Here is a 23,915-nt window from a genome sequence, read left to right as displayed (position 1 = left end):
TAAAAATAATCTAACTTCCATTGTAACATACTTATTTGCAAAGAAAAAAGCCACTGCACTGGCTTAACAAATGAAAAAATTAGAAAACACATTATAAACTGCCGGTATTACCACTGAGGCCTGTTTTCTTTTCGAACTCAAATCCGGTTTGCGCTACTTTGTCAAGTTCATCGGCAGTCAATACTTTATTTACATTTGGAATTTTAAGTTGCTCCAAAACATCAGCATATGTCAAATCATGTTGATTCAAATGATCAACTAATAAAGCTAATTCATGGCGCTGTGTAGCGGTCGGTTTATTAATTGTTATCGTTTCATCGAAAGCTCGCTCAACAGATCGATCATAACGCTTGTTATCGGACTCAATCGCATATTCATTTTGAATTTTGTCCAATCTGTCCGTCAGTTCTTCGGTTAGTTCATCAAAAGGAATCGGTTGGCCAAAACGTCTTTTTTGCATAAATGAGGAGTCAAGCGATAAATTCACCATACCAGCTTGTTTGTACTCTGCTTCATGAATATGTCCGTGAACAGATAAAATGGGGTATGGTAAATCAATTGCATAATGGCTCATCCATACATTAATACCATTGATTTTTATAGCTTTAGCAGTTTCAATATATTCAATAATGTTTGTTTCGGGTGCCTTTATTGCTGCTTTAATTTGATCTGAATGATCGTGATTCCCTTTAAAGAACACTTTTTTACCTTTTAAACGACTAAGTTGTGCTACAAAATCCTGTTTCTTGCGAAACATACCCAAATCACCAAGAAAATAAACTGTGTCCTCGTCCGTTACAGTTTCGTTCCAAGTATCCTCAAGATATCGATCCATGTTTTCAATCGTTGGCTCAATATTTAATGCTTGCAGTGATACTGCCCGTGATTTATCAAAATATAGAATTTTTTCATGATTGAAATGTGTGTCTGAAATAATAAATTTTGTCATAATTTCCTTTGGTAGGCGTGTCCTAAATGAGTGTACCCAGCTTCAGTGACAACACGTCCACGCGGTGTGCGCTGTAAAAAACCAATCTGCAATAAATATGGTTCAACCATTGCCTCTAATGTTTCTGACTCTTCACCAATATTAGCAGCTATTGTATTTAACCCAACCGGTCCACCTTTATAATATTCGATCATTGTTTCTAAAAGCTTATGATCGGTTTCGTCAAGACCCCTATTGTCAACGCGCAATTTATCCAAACCAATAGTCACAATATTCTTGTCAATTGCATCTTTTCCCTCGACCTGAGCAAAATCACGGACGCGTTTCAACAGACGATTAGCGATACGAGGTGTGCCACGAGAGCGCAGCGATATTTCATATGCACCTTCCGATTTAATTGGTGCATTAAAGATGTCCGCTGTACGAACAACTATTTGCTGTAATTCTTCTGGAGTATAATATTGTAACGAGTTAATAATGCCAAATCGATCACGAAGTGGCTTGGATAACATACCAGGACGTGTGGTTGCCCCAATTAAAGTAAATGGCGGTAGCGGAAAATGAACCGGACGCGCTGTTGGCCCCTGACCAACCATAATATCAACAAAATAATCTTCCATTGCGGAATACATTATTTCCTCAATATTAGTAGGAATTCGATGTATTTCATCAATAAACAGGATATCTCCCGGCTCCAGTTCATTCAGTAATGCTACCAAATCACCTGGCTTTTCAATAGCAGGACCCGATGTTGTTTTAATATTAACATTCATCTCATTAGCAATAATCATCGCTAGCGTTGTTTTACCTAATCCTGGCGGTCCAAAAAGCAACACATGATCCAATGCTTCTTCACGTTGCTTCGCTGCCGAAATATAGACATTCAACTCTTCTTTTAACGCCTCTTGCCCAATATACTCACGCAAAAATTGCGGACGTAATGATAACTCACTACGCTGTTCTTCATCATTGGCAGCTGCGTCACGTAATAACTGATCTGCTTCGGTGTCCTGTTCATACCATTGATTAAATTGTGGGTTATCTTCTGTCATAGCTAGTCCTATATTATACACGTTCGATGATGTGGTTATGTTTTTGAACATCATACTTTTTAATATGACGTAATAAAAACTCCTTAAGTTTATAAGTAAATTATAACAAAAGGAGTTTTATGTTTTAAAAAAATTTATCGATTTACTTTCACGGTTAAATCAGGAACGGCCTGATGCTGACGTGTGTAAAACGTTACGATATACTTATCATCTGTTACTTCTAGAACCGCATAGGTTCCACCAAGGTCCGCATGTGGCCCCTTTGGCAGGGTTGTTGAACCTGGATTGATAAATAACTTATGATCATATAAAACAGCCCCTTCTTTATGTGTATGACCAAACAAAACAACTTGTGCATGGGCATCATTTGCAGCTTCGTTCATCAAATTCAAATTAGCCCATTTTAATATTGTCGTTGCATTGTAAAGGTGACCGTGGGTTTGAAAAAAAGTTATACCATCAATAACCGTTGAACGTGCTTCAGCAAAATCAGGATCATCATCCATGTTACCGATTACCGTAGAAACACCCTCAAAAATGTCATCATCAGCGTTCAATTCAGAATCACCATTGTAAAAAATGCCAGCAACCTTATCTCGCCACTGAGCCAAAACATCTACTAAAATTTTTCGATCACTGTGTATATCTGAAACAATCAAAAATTTAACCATTATTCTCCTTTCAACCAAACTGGTAATTTTTTACCGAGTTCTTGCAATGCTAAACCACGATGACTAATTGTATTTTTTTCAATTGCAGACATTTCTGCAAAGGTTTTGTTCATGCTAGGTACAAAAAATATTGGATCATATCCAAAGCCATCTTGTCCGCGTTCACTTTCTGTTATATAGCCATCTACTTGTCCGTTAACTATTAGGTTTGATCCCTTAGGACTATGTAGAGCGATAACGCTATTGAAGTGTGCTGTTCGCTGCTCGTTAGGGACCTTAGCTAATTTCTGCAAAACTTTATCAATATTTGCTTGATCATCGTGATCGCCAGCATAACGTGCTGAATAAACGCCTGGTTCACCATTTAAAGCATCCACCGACATACCAGAATCATCAGCCAAAATGTAATCATTAGGGGCAACTTTAGCAATCGTTTCAACTTTTTTCACAGCATTTTCTTCAAATGTTGTCCCATCTTCAATAATATCGGGAACATCCCCTATTTCTTGAAGTGAAACGACAGGTAACTCAATACTTATTGATGCCAGCAGGGCTTCAATTTCAGTTATTTTATGGGCATTATTGCTCGCTATGATTAATTTCACTCTTCTTCCTCCAAATGGTCACCAACAATATTGAGGTGGCGCACATCTAACTCATGATTTCGTGCTAACCAACTACTAGCAATTGTTTTGAATTTCAGTTTATCACCTGTCGTGTTATAAATATCATCGCTATGATTGTGTTTCACTTCTGAATGAATGTCAAGGTCATCCAAATATTGTTTCATCACCGCAACAGTCTTAGCGCCAGAATCAACGAGTGTAACATCAGTTCCGACTGCCGCTTGAATAAAAGGCGTCAGTAATGGAAAATGAGTGCACCCCAGAATCAGGGTATCAATATTTGCCTCTTTGAAGGCACTCAAATGACTTTCAATTAGCTCACGGGCTTCATCACTCTGATAGAGATTATTTTCCACTAAAGTAACAAATTCAGGCTCAGCTTGTGAAGTAATCTGAACATTATTGTCAATTGCTAACATTTTTTTATTGTAGACTTGCGATTCGACAGTGCCTTGTGTTGCAATCAATCCAATTTTTTTATTTTGACTAATTGAGACAGCTGCTTCTGCACCTGGTTGAATGACGCCAATGACCGGAATAGGCAATTGATCTCGTAATTGTGATAAAGCTCTAGCAGTGGCAGTATTACAAGCAATGACCAACATTTTAATATTTTGCTCATTCACTAGATAATGAGCCATTTGAAAAGTATAGTCAATAACTTCTTTTTCGGATCGCGGTCCATATGGCATACGTGCCGTATCACCAATATAAATTAATTGTTCGTTCGGTAATTGCTTCTGGGATTCTTTGACAACAGTTAGACCACCAATACCAGAGTCAACTAACCCAATAGGATTATTTTTTATCATATAATTAATTATGACGAGGATAATAAAAAATGCAAGCATTTGAGCACTAATTTTGTGTATAATGAAATGAAAGGATTTTCGTCAACCATGGATATCAACGATTACGATAAAATTTTACAAACAAACTTTCAAGTAAACAGTTTCGCGCTCAGTTTGCTACGTGATGGTCTCTTAAAGAATTTGCTTCAAGAAGACTATCCGCATATTTTATACTGGGCCGGTAAAGAAATTGCGCGTCAATTTCCAACTGACACACTGTCGACAGTAAAAGAGTTTTTTGCCAACGCTGCCTTTGGTGATTTAGAAATTAAATCACAGAATAGCAAGAACCAACGTTGGGAATTAACTGGCGATTTAGTGCGGCAACGACTTGCGTTAAATAAAAATGCTGATTTTAGTTTAGAGGCTGGCTTTTTAGCACAACAACTTGAAGTACAAACTGGTGCCATTGCAGAAGCCAATTTCAAGTATTTGAAGAAAAACGAAGGTGTTTCTTTTGAAGTAATCACTGACCTATCTGAAACAGTTAATGTTGATGATCTTAGGCAACGTGCAGCTGCACGAGATTCTTTCTTAGATCGAACACATGCTACAACAGAAAAAGCTACCGTTGTGGAAGTACGCGATAACGACGATATTTCACGTGAACAGTCTATCACAGACTCCTTGTTAGCTTTTAAGTTTGATGAAACCGTCATGCCTACAGAAGAAAGTTCTGGGTTAAGTGCTTTATCTGGTGAAGAAATTGATCCATTTAATGTGCCAACATCTACAGAAAACTCACAGTCCCCTTTTAAGTAATAAAAAACCGTTAACGCTATCGTTAACGGTTTTTTATTACGTTTCAATACTTTTTTGCAAACAAAAAACCCCTGACCGAAGAGGGGGGTTGGTCAGGGGGTTGATAACATAAGTTATCGGTGTATCAATCAACAATTGGGGGAGCTGATTGATGCATTACTGGGGGAAGTAATGAAACTCAAATGTTATTTGAGTATATATCTATTATAGACTAATTTATTCGTAATAATGTGTCTGGATTTTGACAAAAATATTACGTGACAATGACATAACATTTAGTGAAGTAAATAGCTTTTTTAAAGAATAATTAACAAAAAAGGTATTCCCGAAGAAATACCTTTTACATAACTTAAACGTCGCGACGACGTTCTTTAATACGAGCTGCCTTACCTTGCAAAGCACGCAAGTAGTACAACTTTGCACGGCGTACTTGACCAAAGCGAGTAACTTCAATCTTTTCAACACGTGGTGAGTGTAATGGGAATGTACGTTCCACACCAACACCTGAAGAAATCTTACGAACTGTATAAGTTGCTTGGATGCCAGCGCCCTTGCGCTTAATAACAACACCTTCAAACAACTGAACACGTTCACGTGAACCTTCAACGATCTTGGCATACACTTTAACAGTGTCTCCTGCACGGAAAGCAGGAATGTCAGTACGTAATTGTGCTGATGTAACGTTTTCTAAAATAGTATTTTGACGCATTGGTCATTCTCCTGATCGACAATCATACACTTGCCCTTAGGCTAAACGCACAGCGGATTATCGTTAATATGGGCTTTGATAGCCAACAGTAATTATAGCAAATTATAATTTTTATGTCTAGTATTACTTTGCGCGCTTCATTAAATCGGCGGAAATAATATCAATTTTAGCTTGTGATTCTTGTTGTGACTCAGATTCAACCCCAATGTAGAACTTTAGCTTGGGTTCTGTGCCTGATGGTCTTAAGGCCACCCAAGAACCATCATTCAACCAGTACTTTAACACATTTGCTTTTGGTTGAGGTAACTTAGCCGTTGATCCATCTTTGTTTGTTTCAACAGAGGTTGAAAAGTCTTGCACGCGTGCAACCTCTATTCCGCCAATTTCAGTAGGCTGATTATCACGAAAGCCAGCTATAATGGACGCCATTTCATCATTGCCATGAATTCCTGGGAAATCTAAGCTAATTGTTTTTTCTTCAAAGTATCCAAATTTCTCAAATAATTCATACAATCCATCCGCAAAAGTCTTCCCTTGTGACTTGTAGTATGCAGCTACTTCTGCAAATAATACCAATGCTTGAATGGCATCTTTATCATGAGAAAATGGCTTGACCAAGTAACCAAAACTTTCTTCAAACCCAAACAAAAATGTATTGGATTTTGTTTCCTCAAATTGATCAATCGTAGCTGCAATATATTTAAACCCAGTCAACACATCAACTGTTTCAACACCAAAGCTTTCAGCAACCTTTGACGCAAAGCGTGACGATACAATTGATGTCACAATTGACCCATTAGTTGGCAAAGTGTTTGTGTCTTTTTTAGCTGTTAGTAGGTAGTTAACCAAAACTGCGGCAATTTGATTACCTGTCAAAATTTGGAATGTACCGTCAGCTAATTTAACAGCAGCACCCATACGATCAGCATCAGGATCTGTTGCTACAACAGCGTCTGCTCCATCACGCTTAGCATATTCAATAGCTAATGATAAGGCGGCGGCATCTTCCGGATTAGGTTTTTTAACCGTTGGAAAATCACCATCAATAACAGCTTGTTCTTTTACAATCGTGTAATTTGTGAAACCAGCCTGCTGCAATGCTTTTTCGCCAATGTATTGACCTGTTCCATGTAGCGGTGAATAAACAAACTTTAGCGAAGCACCTTCTTTAGCAACAAGGTCAGCGTTCACTGTCACTGTTTCCATCTTCTTCAAATATTTATTATCAATTTCATCATCAATAATTTTCACATTTTTGTTGTCTTCATCTAATGCGATATTAAAAATATCAGTAATGTTCGCCAGTTCGTTAACCACAGCATCAACTGCCTCTGGAACCATTTGACCGCCGTCTTCTCCATAAACCTTGTACCCATTGTATTCCTTAGGGTTATGTGATGCAGTGATCATAATACCAGCGAATGCATGCAATTCACGCACCGTAAAGGAAAGTTCTGGAGTTGGACGTAAAGAACTGAAAAGGTAGCTCTTAATACCATGTGCCGACAATACTTGCGCCGCATTTGAAGCGAATTCAGGTGAAAAATGACGCGAATCAAAACTAATTGCTACGCCACGTTTTTGAGCATCTGATCCTTGTTCATCAATGTAACGTGCCAAAGCTTCAGTCACCTGACGAACAGTGAAAATATTCATGCGGTTTATCCCTGCACCCAATACACCACGCATTCCAGCCGTACCAAAACTTAAATTTTGGTAAAAAGCATCTTCCTGCTGTTCCGGTGTATATTTTTCTAAATCAGCAGCCAAATAATCTGGTAAAGTTGCCTCTTGCCATTTTGTAAGTGCTTCTTTATAACTCATGATTTACCTTCTTCTTTCGTAATTCTTAAATTATAACAAATTTATTTTCGAATAAACAATTGAATAATGCGTTGCCGACATTTAGGGCTGCGTAAAATTACTATAAATACTACAGCCATTATAATAACTAAGGAAATTGAAATTTGTCTTGGAATTTCAAGGTGACCAATAAAATAGCCTATTGAGACCATGACTAGTGACCACAGAAAACTAGCAAATGCTGACATCCGTAAATAATTTAAAAATGCTAAACCTAAACGGTGAGCTAATAGTGGCACCGCAACACGAATAAAAGGTAAAAAACGTCCCAAGACAATAAATAGCAACCAACGTTTTGGATGGAAATTGCCTGCGATTTGCTCAACTAACTCACCATGTACATGTTTTTTAATAATTGGAATTTTACCAAATTGCTTTGTAATATAAGCGCCAAACCAGTAATTAACACCATCCCCTAAAAAGGACGCAAAAGCAAAAACTAAAATAACTAGTCCCAATTCAAAAATATTGTGATGTGCCCCTGCCAAGCCACCGACCGTAATTAAAATAGCATCTCCGGGAATAAATCCTGTTAGAATACCAGCCGTCTCAACAAAAATTAATAAAAACATCACAATGAAAGTTGATATAGAAAATTCAGTGTCGCTTCCAATTAGATGGTTAATCCATTCTGGCATCGTTGCTAATGTATTTATAAACATTTCCCCTCCAAAATGTCATATTGTGTTGAAAAAAGCGTAACGAAATCACTTATTGCTCGGGTTGAAATAATTCAACGCCAAGTAATTCATTATTTTGTGGCTTTTCTCCAGGATTTTCTATTACCGCAAACAATACGTCAATTAACACTTTTGCCGCCTGCTTCACTGGTTGAATGACTGTTGGCAAATCAGGGTGTAGCTGACGAACGATTGGTGTACCATCGTAACCTATAATTTTTACATCTTCTGGAACACGTTTGCCAATTTTTCTAAGTGCGTTTTGTAATTGAATTGCGCCAACATCATTATAAGCAAAAACACCATCAATATCGTCTTTTATAACGTAGTTAATCATTTTATCAATATCTTCTTTGGAAGCAAACCCTTCCAAGTTAAAGTTTTCTTGGAACACTTTTGCTGAAGAGCCTTTTGTCGCTCTCAAAAAGCCATCATAGCGGATATGTGTAGGTGATTTCGAGCCATCGTCATCACTCAGTATTAATAGGCGTTGAGCACCTGTTGAAAGCAAGTACTTACCAGCAAGATAGCCTCCTTCCTCATTGTCTTCAGAAACGATAGGAATATCATCTGATAGGTATCGATCATAAGAGACAATCGGTAAATAAGTATTCTGGTATTCTTCGATATCTAGATTGTGTGAAGAAGTTATTATACCTTCAACCTGATTAGCAGCGAGCATTTGCAAGTATTGCTGCTCTTTTTCAACATTATTTGCTGATGCTGCAATAATAACTTTATAACCCTTTAAAAACAATAACTGTTCGATTTCATTGGCTAGTGCAGTAAAAAATGGGTTTTCCATATTAGGTAGAATCAAACCTATAAATTGTGATGATTTACCTTGTAATGAACGTGCCATTGCATTTGGTTGATAATGTAGTTCACGCATTGCAGCATGGACCTTATCAATTGTTTTTTGGCTCAAAGAACCGTAGCTGTTAATAACACGTGATACTGTTGTCACAGAAACACCAGCTAGCGCTGCGACATCACTTAATTTTGCAACCATTACATACCTCCATAGTCTTATATTATTTTATCACACCAACAGCCTTATAATCGAAAATTAATTTGGCCTGAGACTTGACTTTATAATGCCAAAGGTTTAGCATAGTCACCGTAAGTTACTTTTGTCACAAAAAAGGAGAATTAATCATGGAAGCACTTGTGCTAACAGGAACTAAGAAATTAGAAGTAAAAGACATTGACCGTCCAAAGGTTTTGCCTAATGAAGTTTTGATTCATACAGCATTTGCTGGTATTTGTGGTACTGACCACGCATTGTATGCTGGTCTACCAGGATCTGCTGATGCTGTTCCTCCAATTGTTTTAGGACATGAAAATTCAGGTGTTGTTGCAGAAGTTGGTTCAAGCGTTACCAACGTTAAAGTTGGTGATCGCGTAACTGTTGACCCTAACATCTACTGTGGACAATGCAAGTTCTGCCGTACTGCACGTCCTGAATTATGCGAAAACTTGTCAGCTGTTGGTGTGACACGTGATGGTGGCTTTGAAGAATTTTTCACTGCACCTGCATCTGTTGTTTATCCAATTCCTGATAACGTTTCATTAAAGTCAGCTGCTGTTGTTGAACCGATTTCATGTGCCGTTCACGGTATTCAATTATTGAAGGTTACTCCTTACCAAAAAGCTTTGGTAATTGGTGATGGATTCATGGGTGAATTGTTTGTTCAAATTTTGCAAGCTTATGGTATTCACCAAGTTGATTTGGCTGGTATTGTTGATGAAAAGTTGGCAATGAATAAAGAAAAGTTTGATGTAAAGAACACATTCAATACAATGAAGGGTGACAAGATTCCTGAAGGTGAATATGATGTTATCATCGAAGCCGTTGGTCTACCACAAACACAAGAAGCTGCTATTGAATCATCAGCTCGTGGTGCTCAAGTATTGATGTTTGGTGTTGGTGGTCCTGATGCCAAGTTCCAAATGAACACTTATGAAGTATTCCAAAAGCAATTGACAATCCAAGGTTCATTCATCAACCCTAACGCATTTGAAGATTCATTGGCTTTGTTATCATCTGGTAAGTTGAATGTTGAAGCATTGATGTCACACGAATTAGACTATAAAACTGTTGACGACTTTGTTAACGGTAAGTTAGGTGTCGTATCTAAGGCTGTTGTAAAGGTTGGCGGCGAAGAGGCATAATTATGACTCAAAACGAGACAAAGACGAAAAGCTCTAGAACTATTTCAATGAGTTTGTCGATTACCTACTTTACTATTTCGCTAGTTATCAATGCCATGGGTAATGTCTTAACGTTAGTTACTTCTGATCATATTCACCCTGCCTTTCTTGGATCTGCGTACTGGACAGCAGCAGAAGCCAACTTAGGTCACGCGATTCTCGGAAATAATTCTCTAGCATTATTCTGGGCCTTCCTAGTTCTTGGTATGTTAATCTCTTTCCTAAATGCATTTTTGATGAAGAAGCTTGATTGGAAAAGAATTTTAGGTAACTTTATATTCATGCTACCTTTTTCAATTTTCATTCAATGGTTTTCAAACATTTTCAATCAAATTATGCCTGATGCAAAGTCGTTGCCAATGGTCATTTTATATATAGTGATCAACTTCGTAGGAGTTGCCCTTATCGGTACTGCTATTTCAATATATCAACGCGTAAATTTGGTTTTGCATCCAGCAGATGATTTAATGCAAATTTTGCGTTTTAAGTATTTTAAGGGTTCTGCTTTCAAAGCAATGTGGGCCTCATACATTCCACCAACAATTTTTGCCATTATTGCGTTTATTATTACTTTCCCAAATCTGTATAATTTTGGTTTAGGAACGCTCTTCGCCTTTCTTTTCCAAGGCGGAATAACTGGAATTGCTGACAAACTAGTATTTCGTAATTTAGATCACCAAGCTGTTGATGTTGGTGAATAAAATAAACTTATTGTTTGGTATGAAAAATATTAATTTTGGAGGAAACAATTATGGCTTTTGCTGATTATTACTCAGGTTTACAACACGTTGGTATTCCATCATCTTCACTAGAAAAATCTGAAGCGTTTTGGACCAAATTAGGTTTTAAAAAGACTGGTGATTTCCCTGCCGGAAATGTCATCTTTATGCAACGTGAAAATCTAGTAATCGAAACATGGAGTGGTGACGAAGTTGCTGGTAAACCAGGAGCTATTAACCATATTTCAATGGACACTACTGATGCAGATGCTGCTTTTAATGCCGCTAAGGCTGAAGGCTTTACTCTGATTGATTCAGAAGTACAACATTTACCATTTTGGGATAAAGGAATCAAGTTCTTTAATCTTCAAGGACCCGATGGCGTTATCGTAGAATTCTGTGAAATCGTTAAATAATTAAAATAAAAAACCGATGTCTCTCTTGGACATCGGTTTTTTTAGCTTATTCTGCAATTTTTTCGGTGGCGGGTAAACTACTTATATAATCGTATACACCCTGACCAGCCAAACTACCATCGCCAACAGCAGTAGTTATTTGCCTCAAATCTTTTACACGAACATCCCCAACAGCAAAAACACCGGGAATACTTGTTTGCATCTTATCGTCTGTTACAATCCATCCTTCTGGATCAGTAATATTGAGATTTTCAAAGCCTTGAGTATTTGCCTTTAACCCTACGTAAATGAACACACCTGAAGCATCAATATGACGCTTTTCATTTGTCTGATTATTGATAACGTCAACGCCTGTAACTTTGTCATCGTCACCAGTAATCGCCTCCACTTCAGTATGCCACTCAAACTTCATTTTAGTGTTATCAAATGCACGATTTTGGATAATTTGTTGTGCGCGTAATTTGTCACGACGATGAAGTACTGTCACTGATTTTGCTAAATTAGTTAGGTATAAACCTTCTTCAATAGCCGAATCACCACCGCCAATAACCAAAACATCCTCGTCTCGGAAAAATGCACCATCACACACTGCACAATAACTTACACCACGACCCTGATACTTATCTTCACCCGCTACATCTAAGTGGATATGCTCTGATCCAGTTGCAATGATTATTGCTTTAGCAACATAACTCCCCATGTCAGTGTGAATTACTTTGCTATAATCTTCAACTTCAATACTCTCTACTGAGCCAAAACCATATTCAGCACCAAATTGTGTTGACGAAGAATACATCTTTTCAGCTAAATCTGGACCCAAAATTGAATCAAATCCAGGGTAATTTTCCACCTCAGCTGTATTATTCATTTGGCCACCATAAATACCACGATCCAACATTAATACTGATAAATTAGCTCTTGAAGCATATGTAGCTGCAGTCATTCCCGCTGGTCCAGCCCCAATAACGACCACATCATATTCTTTGAGTTTTTCTGACATATTTTACCCCTTTACTTACTTTTTGTTAACACTAATTGTACTCGATTATGTACCCCTTGTCGAGCATAATCATCTTATTTAAAAAAACAGGAAGCACTTCTCCTGTTTTTAAATTACAACTTTGATGCCAATTCTTTAATATAAGCACGTAATGCATCCTTTGTTTGCGGATGCTTTAAACCAAATTCAATGTTTGTTTCCAAGAAACCAATTTTTGAACCAATATCATAACGGCTACCCTTAAATTCATGAGCATATACGTGTTGACGGTTGTTCAATGAATCAATAGCGTCAGTCAATTGAATTTCATTTCCTTTACCAGGTTTTGTATTTTCTAGTTCTTCGAAAATTTCAGGTGTCAAAAGATAACGTCCAATAATTGCTAGGTCTGAAGGTGCATCCTCAGGCTTTGGCTTTTCAACAAAGCTCTTTACACGATATAGTCCATCTTTATCAACTTGTGCGGCTGGATCTATTACACCGTATTCTGATACTTGATCGTGAGGTACTTTCATAACAGCTAATGTTGATTCACCAGTTTCCTCATAACGCTGGATTAATTGTTTTGTCAACGGTACTTCATCTTGCATCAAATCATCGCCCAGCAAAACCACAAATGGTTCGTCCCCGATAAACGCTTTTGCAGTCAAGACAGCATCACCGAGACCCTTGGGATGTGATTGACGGATGAAATACATATTAATATCTGTTGTTTCCTCAACAAGCTTTAATAGTTCATCCTTTCCTTTTTCACGTAAATTATTCTCTAATTCTGGGTTAGAATCAAAGTGATCCTCGATAGAACGCTTTGATTTACCATCAACAATAACGATATCTTCAATGCCAGATTCAATCGCTTCACGCACGATATATTCAATCGTTGGTGTATCAACGATTGGCAACATTTCTTTAGCTAATGCCTTAGTTGCTGGCAAAAAACGCGTACCCAATCCTGCTGCTGGAATAATAGCTTTACGTACTGGTTTCATGATTTTTTCCTCTTTATTTTTTCCTAATCTTCACTGCGCAACGGGCGACTCATTAGGTCGTTAACCACATCACGTAATGGTTCATTTTCATATAATATGCGATAAATACCGGCTGTTATAGGCATTTCCACACAATGATGTTGCGAAAATTCATATACTGCTTTCGTAGTGCTAACACCCTCAATAACCATGCCCATGTCATTTTGGATTTCTTGCAAGCTCTTTCCTTCACCCAACTGTTTCCCAGCTCGGTAATTTCTAGAGTTTGGTGACATGCCAGTAACAATTAAATCACCAATTCCTGCAAGCCCTAAAAACGTTTCTGGTTGGGATCCCATTGCTTGACCTAAGGCGCGCATTTCCGATAAACCACGTGTCAGCAAAGCAGCCTGTGCATTAGCACCATAACCTAATCCTATTAACGCACCTGATCCGATGGCGATAATATTTTTTAAAGCTGCCGCCAATTCTGCTCCTAATAAATCATGATTCATATAAGGTCTAAATGAACTATTAGCAAATACCTGTTGTAATAATTTGGCAGCATCTTCATTTTCAGAAGCAATCGATACAGATGTCAAGTCATGCCTGATAACGTCTTCTGCATGCGATGGACCAGAAATCATTGCTAACGTTGAACGATATTTTGCAGGCACTTCTTCAGCAAGCATTTCCGATACACGCTTATAGGTTCCTTGCTCAAGTCCTTTAGTGGCATGCGCCAAAATCACCTGATGATTTTGCTTATTTAAAACGTCAGCTAGCTGACGTGCAACTTCTCGTACGACTTTAGTAGGAACAACTGTCAAAACAATTTCGGTATCCATCACTGCCAAGGCCATGTTACTGGTTGCCATTAACTCAGAGGATAACTTTGCATCTGGCAAATACTTTTGGTTAGTATGTTGACTGTTTATTTCATTCGCTTGCGCCACAGTGCGTGTCCACAGACGCACATCATTATCATTTTCCGCAGCAACGTTTGCCAACGCAGTGCCCCAAGAGCCACCGCCCAGTACGGCTATTTTAGTCATTTTTTTCGTCCCCTGCATCGATTTTTTCATTCTTTTCCATTTCAGCAGTCATGCGCTCTTCCAATGTTTTAAGCGCATCAATACCCATATTCGCTGTACGGAACTTAACCGAGGCTGCATCAATCACACTTGCAGTATTTCTACCAGGCGTCACCGGCACAACCATTCGCTTAATCTTAACACCTAAAATTTCTAAGGAATCATTATCGTCACCTAAACGGTCAAAATTGGCTTCACCTATTTTACCATTAGATAAATGAATATTTAACGCAATTGTAGCATGTGATCGAACAGATACAGCGCCATAAACTTGCTGAACATCAATTATTCCGACACCACGCACTTCCATCATGTTACGTAATACACCGTTTGGTTCCCCAATAAGTCTCTCTTCATCTTCTTGATAAATATCGACACGATCATCAGCAACCAAACGTGCTTTCCCTTGTTGAATTAATTCCAAAGCTGATTCTGTCTTACCAATTCCTGCGTCTCCAGTAATTAAAACGCCTAATCCATGGACATCGATCAAAACACCGTGCACATTTTTACGTGGTGCTAGTTCGCCACCTAAATAATATGTCATATTGGATAAAATTCGTGAAGAAGTTAAAGTTGAGGACAGAATAGGTATGTGTGCCTCATCAGCTGCCTGACTTAATTCATCACTTATTGGTAAACCAGTTGAAATAACGAATGCCGGCGTTTTTTCATCAGCCATACGACGAAATACTAGCAGTAATTCATCATGACTCATACGCTCAGAAAACGATGTTTCAGTAATACCAAGCAACTGAATTCTGTCTGGCGCATAGTAATTGAAATAACCTGTCATTTCTAATCCAGGGCGAGAAATATCTGCAGTAGTGATTTCTCGGTCTAGATACTGTTCACCGGCAACAATCTTTAATCGGGTATTATCTACTAATTGTTTTACTGTTACTGAATTTTGTGCCATTTTAATGTCTTTCTACTTGCACATGCAAATCATTTGTCAAAAACGTATTAAGAATAGAGATAATGAATGCAATAATCATTGCCCAGCCAAAACTTGAAAACTCAAATCCTCCAACAATATCAGCAGTAAATTCTAATAACAAGGCATTGACAACAATAGCAAAAAATCCAAAAGTCAAAATTGTTAATGGCAACGTCAAGATTGTTAAAATCGGTTTTATAACCGCATTTAAAATTGATAATACAAATGCTGCTAGCAAAGCCGCAATCCAGTTATCTACACGAAAACCTGATGGAAAAATCATTGATAAAATCAAAAAAGTTAGCATATTTGTTGCCAAACGAACAATAAATCGCATTAAATTCTCCATTACATATTTTTTTGAAAACGTTTACCATATTGATATAGTAAGCTTTCAATAATTCCATTATAACAAATATTGTAGATAGTTTGTCAAATGTCTTCAAAAGTGTCTGTTCAAAATAGTATTGATTTTCATCGTTAACTAATCAAACATTTACATCGAAATTTTTAGTGTTTACTTATATTTACTCTCACTAATAATTTGCTATTAAATAAATTCACCACTCATACTTATTTATAAATTTAAAGGGCGAAACGTAGTATTTATCTACGTTCCGCCCTTTAATATACTACAAGTTTATATTATATAAAGAAATTATACCCAGGATTTAATTCAATAATTTTTCCTGTTCTTTTATAGACAATCCATTCGGCAATATCTGTCGTATAATCACCAATACGCTTCAAGTATCCAGCAATTACAAGATAATCAGCAGCCGAATCAACTAGTTCAGCATCCTCTTTCATACCATTTACAGAATCTGTTCGCACCTTGGCTGCGTTTTGAGTAAGTATACTGTTTTTATCAGCAATTGCTTCAGCGCCAAGTGCATCATTTTTCACGTAATAGTCCATGACCTCTGAGACCATACCAGCAACCATCTCGCCCATTTCACCTAGTTCCTGTTCAACATTGGCGATGTGTTTTGTGCCTTTAACGCGTATTGTTGAGTTTGCAATATTACGCGCTTGATCACCCATACGTTCAAGTACGGATACAGCCTTTAAAATAGTAACGATTTCACGCAAATCAGTTGTCACAGGCTGATACAAGGCAATCATTTCGAATGTCTTTTTTTCAATTGCTGCCTCACGTTCATTGATTTGGTGGTCATTTTCCAAAATCGTACGTGCACCTTCCCGATCATGATCCACAAATGATTGCACAGCTTTTTGAATAGTTTGTGAAACCAGCATGCCCATTTCGGTAAATGAACTGTCTAGATCTGCTAATTCTTCATCAAATAATCGACGCATAGTGAAACCTCCTTAACTTTATTATATTATAACTGTTCTATATCAAAATTGTGTAAATTAACCAAAACGACCAGAAACATAATCTTGTGTCTCTTGCTTTTCTGGATTCAAGAAAATATGTTTTGTATCATCCACCTCAACTAAATCACCACTCAAGAAAAATGCTGTTCGATCAGAAATTCGTGAAGCTTGCGACATTGAGTGTGTCACAATAATCATTGCATAGTCATCACGAAGATTTAACAAAGTTTCTTCAATGTTATGGCTAGAGACTGGATCAAGCGCTGAAGTCGGTTCATCCAACAATAGTAATTCTGGAGATGTAGCTAAGACACGTGCAACAGAAACTCGTTGCTGTTGACCCCCAGATAGTCCAAGAGCAGATTTGTGTAAATTATCTTTCACTTCATCCCAAACAGATGCTTGTTTCAAGGCCTTTTCCACTGCTTCATCCAAAACCGCCTTATCTTTTACACCAGCAAGACGTAATCCAAAAGCAACGTTTTCATATGTTGAAAAGGGAAACGGGTTAGGCTGTTGGAAAACCATTCCTATGCGCTTACGCAAATCAACTGTATCAGTTGTTGGTGCATAAATATCTGTTCCCTTAAAGTTAAATGAACCAGTGACGGTCACATTATCTTCTAAATCGTGCATACGATTAATAGCACGTAAGTATGTTGACTTTCCTGACCCAGAAGGTCCAATCAAGGCAGTAATCCCCTTCTCTGGAAAATCTAAATCTATACCATGAAGCGCCTCTTTTTTGCCATACCAAAGGTGCACGTCACGGGTTGATAAAATTGTCTTTTGTTTGTTATCTGTCATCCGAAATTACCTGATATATAATCATTTGTGAGTGCCACTTTTGGTCGTGTAAATATTTTTCGTGTCAAATCATATTCAATAATTTTTCCCATATGGAAAAATGCTGTATAATCGCTAATTCTAGCGGCTTGTTGCATATTATGTGTAACTATAATAATGGTATATTGGTCTTTCAATTTAAGCAACGTGTCTTCAACTTGTGCCGAAGAAATTGGATCTAATGCACTCGAAGGTTCATCTAACAATAAGATATCCGGCTTAAGTGCCAATGCACGTGCAATAACAAGACGTTGTGCTTGTCCACCAGATAATGCAAGTGCTGACTTATCAAGTTCATCCTTCACTTGATCCCATAACGCAGCTTGCTTGAGGCTTGTTTCCACAACCTCATCTAATTGTGCCTTAGTGTAGTTTCCACGACTAGTTAAAGCAAAAGTAATATTATCATAAATTGATTTTGCAAAAGGATTAGGGCGTTGAAATACCATGCCAATATGGCGTCGCATCTCATAAACATCAATTTTTTTTGTATTGATATCCACACCACGATACATTATTTTACCATTCACAGTAGCAACACCATCATTCATACGATTTAATGAACGTAAGAACGTTGATTTTCCAGAACCTGAAGCACCAACTAAACTAGTAATCTTATAACGCTCAAACTGTAAGTCTCCCTCACTTAAGGCGAGATTATCTCCATAGAATACTTGTAGATCATGTGTTGATAAAGCAATTTCATGTTTTTCAGGGTCCATATTATAGAGAAACCGCTCTGGAGCATTTTCTTTAATGAATTCACTAGCTGGTTTAAGATTTGTATTATTATTTGTCATATTTGCCTCACGCACTCGTTAACTTTTTATACAATTTCATTCCTAATTTCCGTGCACTAAAGTTGAATAACAACACAACAATAATCAAAACGGCTGAAGCGCCAGCAGATACAGCACTAACATCTGGCATGATTCCTTCAGAATTAATTTTCCATATATGAACAGCTAATGTTTCAGCCGGACGCATTGGATTCAAAGGACTTGAGATGTTAAATGGATTCCAATCCGAGAAGTTCAAAGCTGGAGCCGATTGACCAGCAGTATAAATTAAAGCTGCGGCTTCACCAAATACTCGACCAGCAGATAGCACAACACCAGTTACTATTGAAGGTACGGCTGCTGGTAAAATAACATGTAATACTGTCTCCCAACGTGATAAACCAAGTGCTGCCCCTGCTTCACGTTGCAAATCAGGGATTTGCGCCAAACTTGTCTCAATTGAGCGTGTTAACAAAGGTAAATTAAACAATGTCAACGCAATAGCACCAGACAAAATAGAGAATCCTAATTTGAACTGAACAACAAAGAGCAAGAAACCAAACAGACCAACAACAACAGATGGTAATGAACTCAATATCTCAATTGCCGTACGCACAATTGCTGTAAAATGGTTTTTTTGAGCATATTCATTAAGGTAAATTGCAGCACCTAAAGCAATTGGAAAGCTAATGACCATTGCAAGTATTAATAAATAAAATGAGTTAAATAGTTGTATACCAATACCTCCACCTGCTTCAAAAGCCCGTGCTGGTGAAGTCAAGAAATGCCAAGACAAATGTGGCACACCGCGTACAAGAATAAAACTCAGCATCGCAAACAAGATTAAAGCGACGATGCCTGAAATAGCGTAAATAACGCCAGTAGCTATTTTATCAGCAGTTTTTGCATTCATTATTTCATCGCTCCTCTACGTCCAATTGCACGAACAATCAAATTAAACACTAACGACATAAGCAATAGAATCATTGCTAGGGTCCACAATACATCATTTTGCAGTGATCCCATGACTGTATTTCCAATGCCCATTGTCAATACAGATGTTAAGGTAGATGCTGGTGTTGTTAAGCCTGTTGGCATCAAAGCAGCATTACCAATAACCATTTGAACAGCCAATGCTTCACCAAACGCGCGAGCCATACCAAACACAATTGCTGTCATGATACCAGGCGTTGCTGCTCTTAAAACAACTTTATAAATCATCTGCCAACGCGTTGCACCAATTGCTAAAGCCGATTCACGATAATAACGAGGAACTGACTTTAGAGTATCAACAGTCATTGATGTGATAGTGGGTAAAATCATAACGAACAGAACAATTGTTCCAGAAAGAATACCGAAACCTGAACCACCTGTTATTGTTCGAATAAAAGGAACAACTACAGTTAAACCAATAAATCCATAAACAACAGAGGGAATTCCTACTAACAACTCGATAATTGGTTGCATAATTTTTGCACCTCGTTTTTGAGCAATTTCTGTCATAAACAAGGCCGTTCCAATCGCAAATGGTGTCGCAACTATTGCGGACAAGAATGTCACCAAAAACGATCCAATAATCATTGGTAATGCACCAACGTATGGCATTTTTGTTGCTGGATTAGTTACTGAAGGGTTCCATGTTGTTCCAAACAGAAAGTCTTTAACATTAACGCCATCTTTAAAGAATGTAGAAAACCCTCGGCTTAAAACAAAGGCAAAAATTGCCACAACCACAATACCAATAAGAGTTAGTGCCGTCAAACTAACAGCACGACCAAACGTATCCTTACGCGTTGATTCGGATCGTTGCATAAGTTTTTTTGTAATGTTATCCATTTTTTCTCCAAGGTGAGTGCCGAAACTTTGATTTTCAGCAAAAAATATGTTTATTTTTTAGTCAGATGTCCATTCACATCACGATTAATTTTCATGTCATGTATTGATATGTACCCTAACTTTGGTACAAGAGTCGATTGAATTTTTTTAGAAGTTAAGTATTTTAAAAATTTATTTACCGGTTCCGTTGGCTTTCCTTTGGTGTATACATGCTCATACGACCAAATGGCATACTTTCCAGAAACAACATTTTGTTTTGTAGGCTTGACACCATTGACACTAGCAGCTATTACTGTGTCATCAACATATCCAAAAGCTGCATAGGATATAGCGCCAGGGGTAGTGGCAACAATTGAACGAACCATTCCTGAGGAATCCTGTTCTTGTGCTTCAATACTTTGAGCACCTTTCAGTCCCCATTTTTCAAAAGTTGCTCTTGTTCCAGAACCGGCCGCACGATTGATGATTACAATTTTTTGATTGTTACCACCAACTTCTTTCCAGTTTGTTACTTTACCAGTGAAAACGGCTATTAATTGTTTTGTTGTCAAATTTTTTACACCATTATTTTTGTTTAATAGCGGCGCAATACCAACAACGGCAACTTGATGATCTGTTAACTTTTTAGCATCGATGCCTTCTTTTTCTTCAGCAAACACATCAGAATTACCTATATCAACAGCTCCCTGTGATACTTGACTTAATCCGGTACCTGTTCCACCGCCTTGAACGTTGATGAAAGTTCCGAGATTGTCTTTAGCATATTCCTCACCAGCAGCTTCAACCAACGGCTGTAAAGCTGTTGAACCAACTGCAGTGATTGACGTATTTGACGCACTTCTATCACGCATTGCATACGCTGTTCCAAGCGTTGCAGCAACTGCCACGGCTACAATTGTGAATACAAGTGGGCCGCGATATGATTTCGACATGTTAATGCCTCCCAAGATTTACTACTACATACTTATTATCTTAAACTTATGTAAATGTCAAAACGATTTTATGTAAAGGTTGTGTAAATACGATAAGTTTAAAAATACAAAAAAGCAAAGTAAAATTTTACTTTGCTTTTCGCTTTAACATGCATCAAATTATTACAAGGGTAACACAACACTAATAGTTGTCCCAACACCTACCTGTGACTTAACTTTAATTTCACCGTTATGTCTATTTACAATTTCATTCACAATAGCTAATCCCAAACCAGTTCCACCGGCAATTTTTCGTTGCCGAGACTCATCGCCTCTATAAAAACGTTCAAAAATACGTGATTGCTGACTTAATGGTATACCTATACCAGTATCTTTAAAATCTATTTGCCATTGCTGCTTATTTTTATGGGCTGTTATCCAAATATCGCCATTCATTACATTATATTTCACTGAATTTGTCAGCAAATTTTGCACGATTGTACTAATATCATTAGCAACACCTGACACACTGAAGTTGGAAGCAATTTCATTATGAACCGTCACAGTTTTTGTATCAATTTTTTTCAACTGTTGATCAACAATTTTTGCAACCTCAACATCTGTTACTTTTTCGTCTACTTTATGTTGCATACGAGATAATGATAATATATCATTGACCAACGCTGATAAACGATTAGCTTCATTTGCTACAATTTGTAAAAATTGTGTTCTGGTCTCGTTATCTGAGCCAGCCTCACCTTGCAATGTTTCAACAAATCCCGTTATTGCCGTTAAAGGTGTTTTAAATTCATGTGATGCATTTGCTAGAAAATCAGCCTGCATACGTTCAATTTTAAGTACTTCAGTTAAATCATACAGCATGACCATAACTTCTGAATTAGCTCCAGATTGATGATATAGCGTACTCACATCATATTGCCGTGCTTCACCATTAACCATTAAGTTCAAAATAGATTGTTGTCTCTGTTGCGTATTAAAAGTATGATTAATTATTTCAGACAAGGTAAATTGACGAATAACCAAACTATCTAAAACTGGTATTTCAGGCATTTCCACACCAAGAAAATTGGCAGCAGTTTGATTAAAGACATCTATCATATGATTTCGATTAACATTAATAACACCAACTGGTAAACTTGTTAAAAGAGTTTGATAGTTATTAATTTCGCGATTAGCATCATACTGCATGTGACGCACATAAGTCTGTAATTCATTGAATTTTTCCAATAGGTCATAGTAAGGTGATGTCGGTTCGGCTATTACACCTCGTGGCGTTTCACCTGTAGTCGTTGCCATCATTCGCTGTTTCATAATAGTTAGCTCGGACGTTTCTTTACTTTTCCAAAAGTTTAAAACCAAAATCTCAAGATTAGCTACCACAAAAAAAATTACTAAGAGCATGTAAAGTTGCTTTGGAGTGACATGAATTACATGTGTTATTGTAAGTAATAGTAAGAGGTTTAAACTATATATACTAATCAATTTTCCAATTTTTTTCTTCATAAGTTTATTCTATCATGGTTTTAACAATGTATTAAATTAGAAGGCAATAAAAAAACAAGCAGTATGCTTGTTTTTATTTATTTACTTGTCACTAACTTTACCACTTGAATCACGTGTAACTTTCATATCTGTCAAGCCAATATATCCCAACTTAGGAACGATTGTTTTTTGAACTTCCTTAGTTGTGAAATATTTCAAGAATGCTTTAGTAGCACCTGTGGGAGTTCCTTTAGTATACATGTGTTCGTAAGCCCAAATTGGCCATGAGTTATCTTCTACGTTTGCCTTATTAGGATGAACATCACTCAAATTCAAAGCCTTAATACCATCTGAATCTAGATAAGCAAACGCTAGGTAAGAAATAGCCCCTGGTGTTGTCTTAACGATTTTTTGAACAGTTCCATTAGAATCTTGTTCTGTTGCTTGAACAGCATTCTGACCATCTAAAATATTTTTTTCAAAAACAGCTCTTGTTCCTGAACCAGTTGCACGGTTGATGACAACAATTTTTTCATCTTTTCCGCCTACGTCTTTCCAGTTTGTTATTTTACCAGTGAAAATATCTCGCAACTGTGTTTTAGTTAGGCTACTGATTTGAACATCACTATTAACAACTGGTGCAATACCAACAACAGCCACCTTATGATCTACTAATTTACTAGCATCTACACCTTCTTTTTCTTCGGCAAAGACATCAGAATTACCAATTTGCGCCGAGCCGTCAGATACTTGACTTAACCCCGCACCTGATCCACCGCCTTGCACCGTCACAGTTACACCAGGATTTTTATCTTGGAATGAACTGGCAACTTGCTCTGCTAGAGGTTGTAGAGCTGTCGAACCTAGCGACAAGACTTTCCCAGTAACCTTAGAAGATGAAGAAGTGCTTGTACTCGTATTACTATCACTTGACTTGTTGTTAGCGGAAGTATACAAAGCAATTCCGGCCACAATGACCACTATACCACCAATAATTCCTACAATATTTTTGTTCATGAAGATTTCTCCCTTAGAAATATGTAACGAAACAAGGCTGTAGTAGAGGCTCTTGGGTGCCGCTCCTTGTTTACAACTTATATATTACGAGAATTATGTTATGAAATACCGCACAATTTAGTCGCGTTCTTGTAAATGATTGTAAAGAATAATTTACAAAACAAAAAT

At 37.4% G+C, this 23,915-nt stretch carries 26 protein-coding genes; 4 read left to right on the top strand and 22 right to left on the bottom strand.

What is annotated here, in order from left to right; all coding sequences use genetic code 11:
* Positions 1 to 91: 91 nt before the first annotated feature.
* From JNUCC76_RS02975 to racE, 5 genes are all read right to left on the bottom strand, one after another.
* Entirely contained in the window at positions 92 to 949 is an 858-nt protein-coding gene (locus JNUCC76_RS02975) for a phosphoesterase (RefSeq protein ID WP_454155683.1), read from the bottom strand.
* A complete protein-coding gene (ruvB, locus tag JNUCC76_RS02970) occupies positions 946 to 2,001 on the bottom strand; it encodes a Holliday junction branch migration DNA helicase RuvB (RefSeq protein ID WP_454155681.1) in 1,056 nt (351 codons plus the stop codon). The genes JNUCC76_RS02975 and ruvB overlap by 4 nt, the downstream gene beginning before the upstream one ends.
* A gap of 134 nt (positions 2,002 to 2,135) precedes the next feature.
* Entirely contained in the window at positions 2,136 to 2,672 is a 537-nt protein-coding gene (locus tag JNUCC76_RS02965; RefSeq protein ID WP_454155679.1) for a YfcE family phosphodiesterase, read from the bottom strand.
* Complete coding sequence (locus JNUCC76_RS02960) at positions 2,672 to 3,277, bottom strand: XTP/dITP diphosphatase (protein ID WP_454155677.1); 606 nt, start codon at positions 3,275 to 3,277, stop codon at positions 2,672 to 2,674. Before JNUCC76_RS02960 ends, JNUCC76_RS02965 begins: the two co-directional genes overlap by 1 nt.
* The gene (racE, locus tag JNUCC76_RS02955; protein WP_454155675.1) at positions 3,274 to 4,149 is read right to left on the bottom strand and encodes a glutamate racemase; all 876 of its coding nucleotides are present in this window, start codon (positions 4,147 to 4,149) and stop codon (positions 3,274 to 3,276) included. The genes JNUCC76_RS02960 and racE overlap by 4 nt, the downstream gene beginning before the upstream one ends.
* Before the next feature lie 48 nt (positions 4,150 to 4,197).
* Here racE and JNUCC76_RS02950 point away from each other — a divergent pair, with 48 nt between their 5' ends.
* On the top strand, positions 4,198 to 4,911 hold the full coding sequence (locus JNUCC76_RS02950; protein ID WP_011679423.1) for a YslB family protein: 714 nt from the start codon (positions 4,198 to 4,200) through the stop codon (positions 4,909 to 4,911).
* Positions 4,912 to 5,260: 349 nt separating this feature from the next.
* Here the strand turns inward: JNUCC76_RS02950 and rplS are convergent, their stop codons facing one another.
* From rplS to JNUCC76_RS02930, 4 genes are all read right to left on the bottom strand, one after another.
* The gene (gene rplS / locus JNUCC76_RS02945; RefSeq protein ID WP_004164446.1) at positions 5,261 to 5,620 is read right to left on the bottom strand and encodes a 50S ribosomal protein L19; all 360 of its coding nucleotides are present in this window, start codon (positions 5,618 to 5,620) and stop codon (positions 5,261 to 5,263) included.
* 123 nt (positions 5,621 to 5,743) lie between these two features.
* On the bottom strand, positions 5,744 to 7,444 hold the full coding sequence (locus JNUCC76_RS02940) for a phospho-sugar mutase (protein WP_454155672.1): 1,701 nt from the start codon (positions 7,442 to 7,444) through the stop codon (positions 5,744 to 5,746).
* 41 nt (positions 7,445 to 7,485) lie between these two features.
* Positions 7,486 to 8,145, bottom strand: coding sequence for a DedA family protein (locus tag JNUCC76_RS02935; protein WP_454155670.1), 660 nt, complete (start codon positions 8,143 to 8,145; stop codon positions 7,486 to 7,488).
* A 49-nt stretch (positions 8,146 to 8,194) separates the two neighbouring features.
* Positions 8,195 to 9,175: a LacI family DNA-binding transcriptional regulator gene (locus JNUCC76_RS02930; protein WP_454155668.1), complete on the bottom strand. Its 981-nt coding sequence runs from the start codon at positions 9,173 to 9,175 to the stop codon at positions 8,195 to 8,197.
* A gap of 146 nt (positions 9,176 to 9,321) precedes the next feature.
* On the opposite strand from JNUCC76_RS02930, the gene JNUCC76_RS02925 reads away from it, so the two are divergent.
* The 3 genes from JNUCC76_RS02925 to JNUCC76_RS02915 are packed head-to-tail and all read left to right on the top strand — an operon-like array spanning position 9,322 to position 11,512.
* Complete coding sequence (locus tag JNUCC76_RS02925) at positions 9,322 to 10,338, top strand: zinc-dependent alcohol dehydrogenase family protein (protein ID WP_454155666.1); 1,017 nt, start codon at positions 9,322 to 9,324, stop codon at positions 10,336 to 10,338.
* A 2-nt stretch (positions 10,339 to 10,340) separates the two neighbouring features.
* Positions 10,341 to 11,078: a DUF6198 family protein gene (locus JNUCC76_RS02920; RefSeq protein WP_011679418.1), complete on the top strand. Its 738-nt coding sequence runs from the start codon at positions 10,341 to 10,343 to the stop codon at positions 11,076 to 11,078.
* A gap of 50 nt (positions 11,079 to 11,128) precedes the next feature.
* A complete protein-coding gene (locus tag JNUCC76_RS02915; protein WP_454155664.1) occupies positions 11,129 to 11,512 on the top strand; it encodes a VOC family protein in 384 nt (127 codons plus the stop codon).
* 46 nt (positions 11,513 to 11,558) lie between these two features.
* Here JNUCC76_RS02915 and trxB read toward each other — a convergent pair whose 3' ends face one another.
* The 13 genes from trxB to JNUCC76_RS02850 all read right to left on the bottom strand — a co-directional run bounded on the left by trxB (position 11,559) and on the right by JNUCC76_RS02850 (position 23,747).
* On the bottom strand, positions 11,559 to 12,512 hold the full coding sequence (gene trxB, locus JNUCC76_RS02910; RefSeq protein WP_454155662.1) for a thioredoxin-disulfide reductase: 954 nt from the start codon (positions 12,510 to 12,512) through the stop codon (positions 11,559 to 11,561).
* Between the two features lie 113 nt (positions 12,513 to 12,625).
* Positions 12,626 to 13,501: a UTP--glucose-1-phosphate uridylyltransferase GalU gene (gene galU / locus JNUCC76_RS02905; RefSeq protein WP_260354654.1), complete on the bottom strand. Its 876-nt coding sequence runs from the start codon at positions 13,499 to 13,501 to the stop codon at positions 12,626 to 12,628.
* A 23-nt stretch (positions 13,502 to 13,524) separates the two neighbouring features.
* A complete protein-coding gene (locus JNUCC76_RS02900; RefSeq protein WP_454155660.1) occupies positions 13,525 to 14,535 on the bottom strand; it encodes an NAD(P)H-dependent glycerol-3-phosphate dehydrogenase in 1,011 nt (336 codons plus the stop codon).
* Complete coding sequence (gene hprK, locus JNUCC76_RS02895) at positions 14,528 to 15,493, bottom strand: HPr(Ser) kinase/phosphatase (protein WP_454155659.1); 966 nt, start codon at positions 15,491 to 15,493, stop codon at positions 14,528 to 14,530. Before hprK ends, JNUCC76_RS02900 begins: the two co-directional genes overlap by 8 nt.
* A 1-nt stretch (position 15,494) precedes the next feature.
* The gene (locus JNUCC76_RS02890; RefSeq protein WP_260354659.1) at positions 15,495 to 15,851 is read right to left on the bottom strand and encodes a phage holin family protein; all 357 of its coding nucleotides are present in this window, start codon (positions 15,849 to 15,851) and stop codon (positions 15,495 to 15,497) included.
* A 308-nt stretch (positions 15,852 to 16,159) separates the two neighbouring features.
* Positions 16,160 to 16,834 carry a phosphate signaling complex protein PhoU gene (phoU, locus tag JNUCC76_RS02885; protein ID WP_454155657.1) on the bottom strand — a complete coding sequence of 225 codons (675 nt, stop codon included), beginning with the start codon at positions 16,832 to 16,834 and terminating at the stop codon, positions 16,160 to 16,162.
* 57 nt (positions 16,835 to 16,891) lie between these two features.
* Entirely contained in the window at positions 16,892 to 17,662 is a 771-nt protein-coding gene (gene pstB / locus JNUCC76_RS02880) for a phosphate ABC transporter ATP-binding protein PstB (protein WP_072613269.1), read from the bottom strand.
* Complete coding sequence (gene pstB / locus JNUCC76_RS02875) at positions 17,659 to 18,501, bottom strand: phosphate ABC transporter ATP-binding protein PstB (RefSeq protein ID WP_454155655.1); 843 nt, start codon at positions 18,499 to 18,501, stop codon at positions 17,659 to 17,661. Before pstB (JNUCC76_RS02875) ends, pstB (JNUCC76_RS02880) begins: the two co-directional genes overlap by 4 nt.
* Before the next feature lie 7 nt (positions 18,502 to 18,508).
* Positions 18,509 to 19,393, bottom strand: coding sequence for a phosphate ABC transporter permease PstA (gene pstA, locus JNUCC76_RS02870; protein ID WP_072613268.1), 885 nt, complete (start codon positions 19,391 to 19,393; stop codon positions 18,509 to 18,511).
* Positions 19,393 to 20,316, bottom strand: coding sequence for a phosphate ABC transporter permease subunit PstC (pstC, locus tag JNUCC76_RS02865; RefSeq protein WP_454155654.1), 924 nt, complete (start codon positions 20,314 to 20,316; stop codon positions 19,393 to 19,395). The genes pstA and pstC overlap by 1 nt, the downstream gene beginning before the upstream one ends.
* Positions 20,317 to 20,366: 50 nt before the next feature.
* Complete coding sequence (locus JNUCC76_RS02860; RefSeq protein ID WP_454155653.1) at positions 20,367 to 21,248, bottom strand: phosphate ABC transporter substrate-binding protein PstS family protein; 882 nt, start codon at positions 21,246 to 21,248, stop codon at positions 20,367 to 20,369.
* Between the two features lie 162 nt (positions 21,249 to 21,410).
* Complete coding sequence (locus JNUCC76_RS02855; protein ID WP_454155652.1) at positions 21,411 to 22,751, bottom strand: sensor histidine kinase; 1,341 nt, start codon at positions 22,749 to 22,751, stop codon at positions 21,411 to 21,413.
* Between the two features lie 81 nt (positions 22,752 to 22,832).
* Entirely contained in the window at positions 22,833 to 23,747 is a 915-nt protein-coding gene (locus tag JNUCC76_RS02850; RefSeq protein ID WP_454155650.1) for a phosphate ABC transporter substrate-binding protein, read from the bottom strand.
* Between the last annotated feature and the right edge of the window lie 168 nt (positions 23,748 to 23,915).

Source organism: Leuconostoc sp. JNUCC 76, assembly GCF_053667755.1.
The sequence above is the reverse complement of the archived record's forward strand: the minus strand, read 5'-3'. Positions and strand labels throughout refer to the sequence as shown.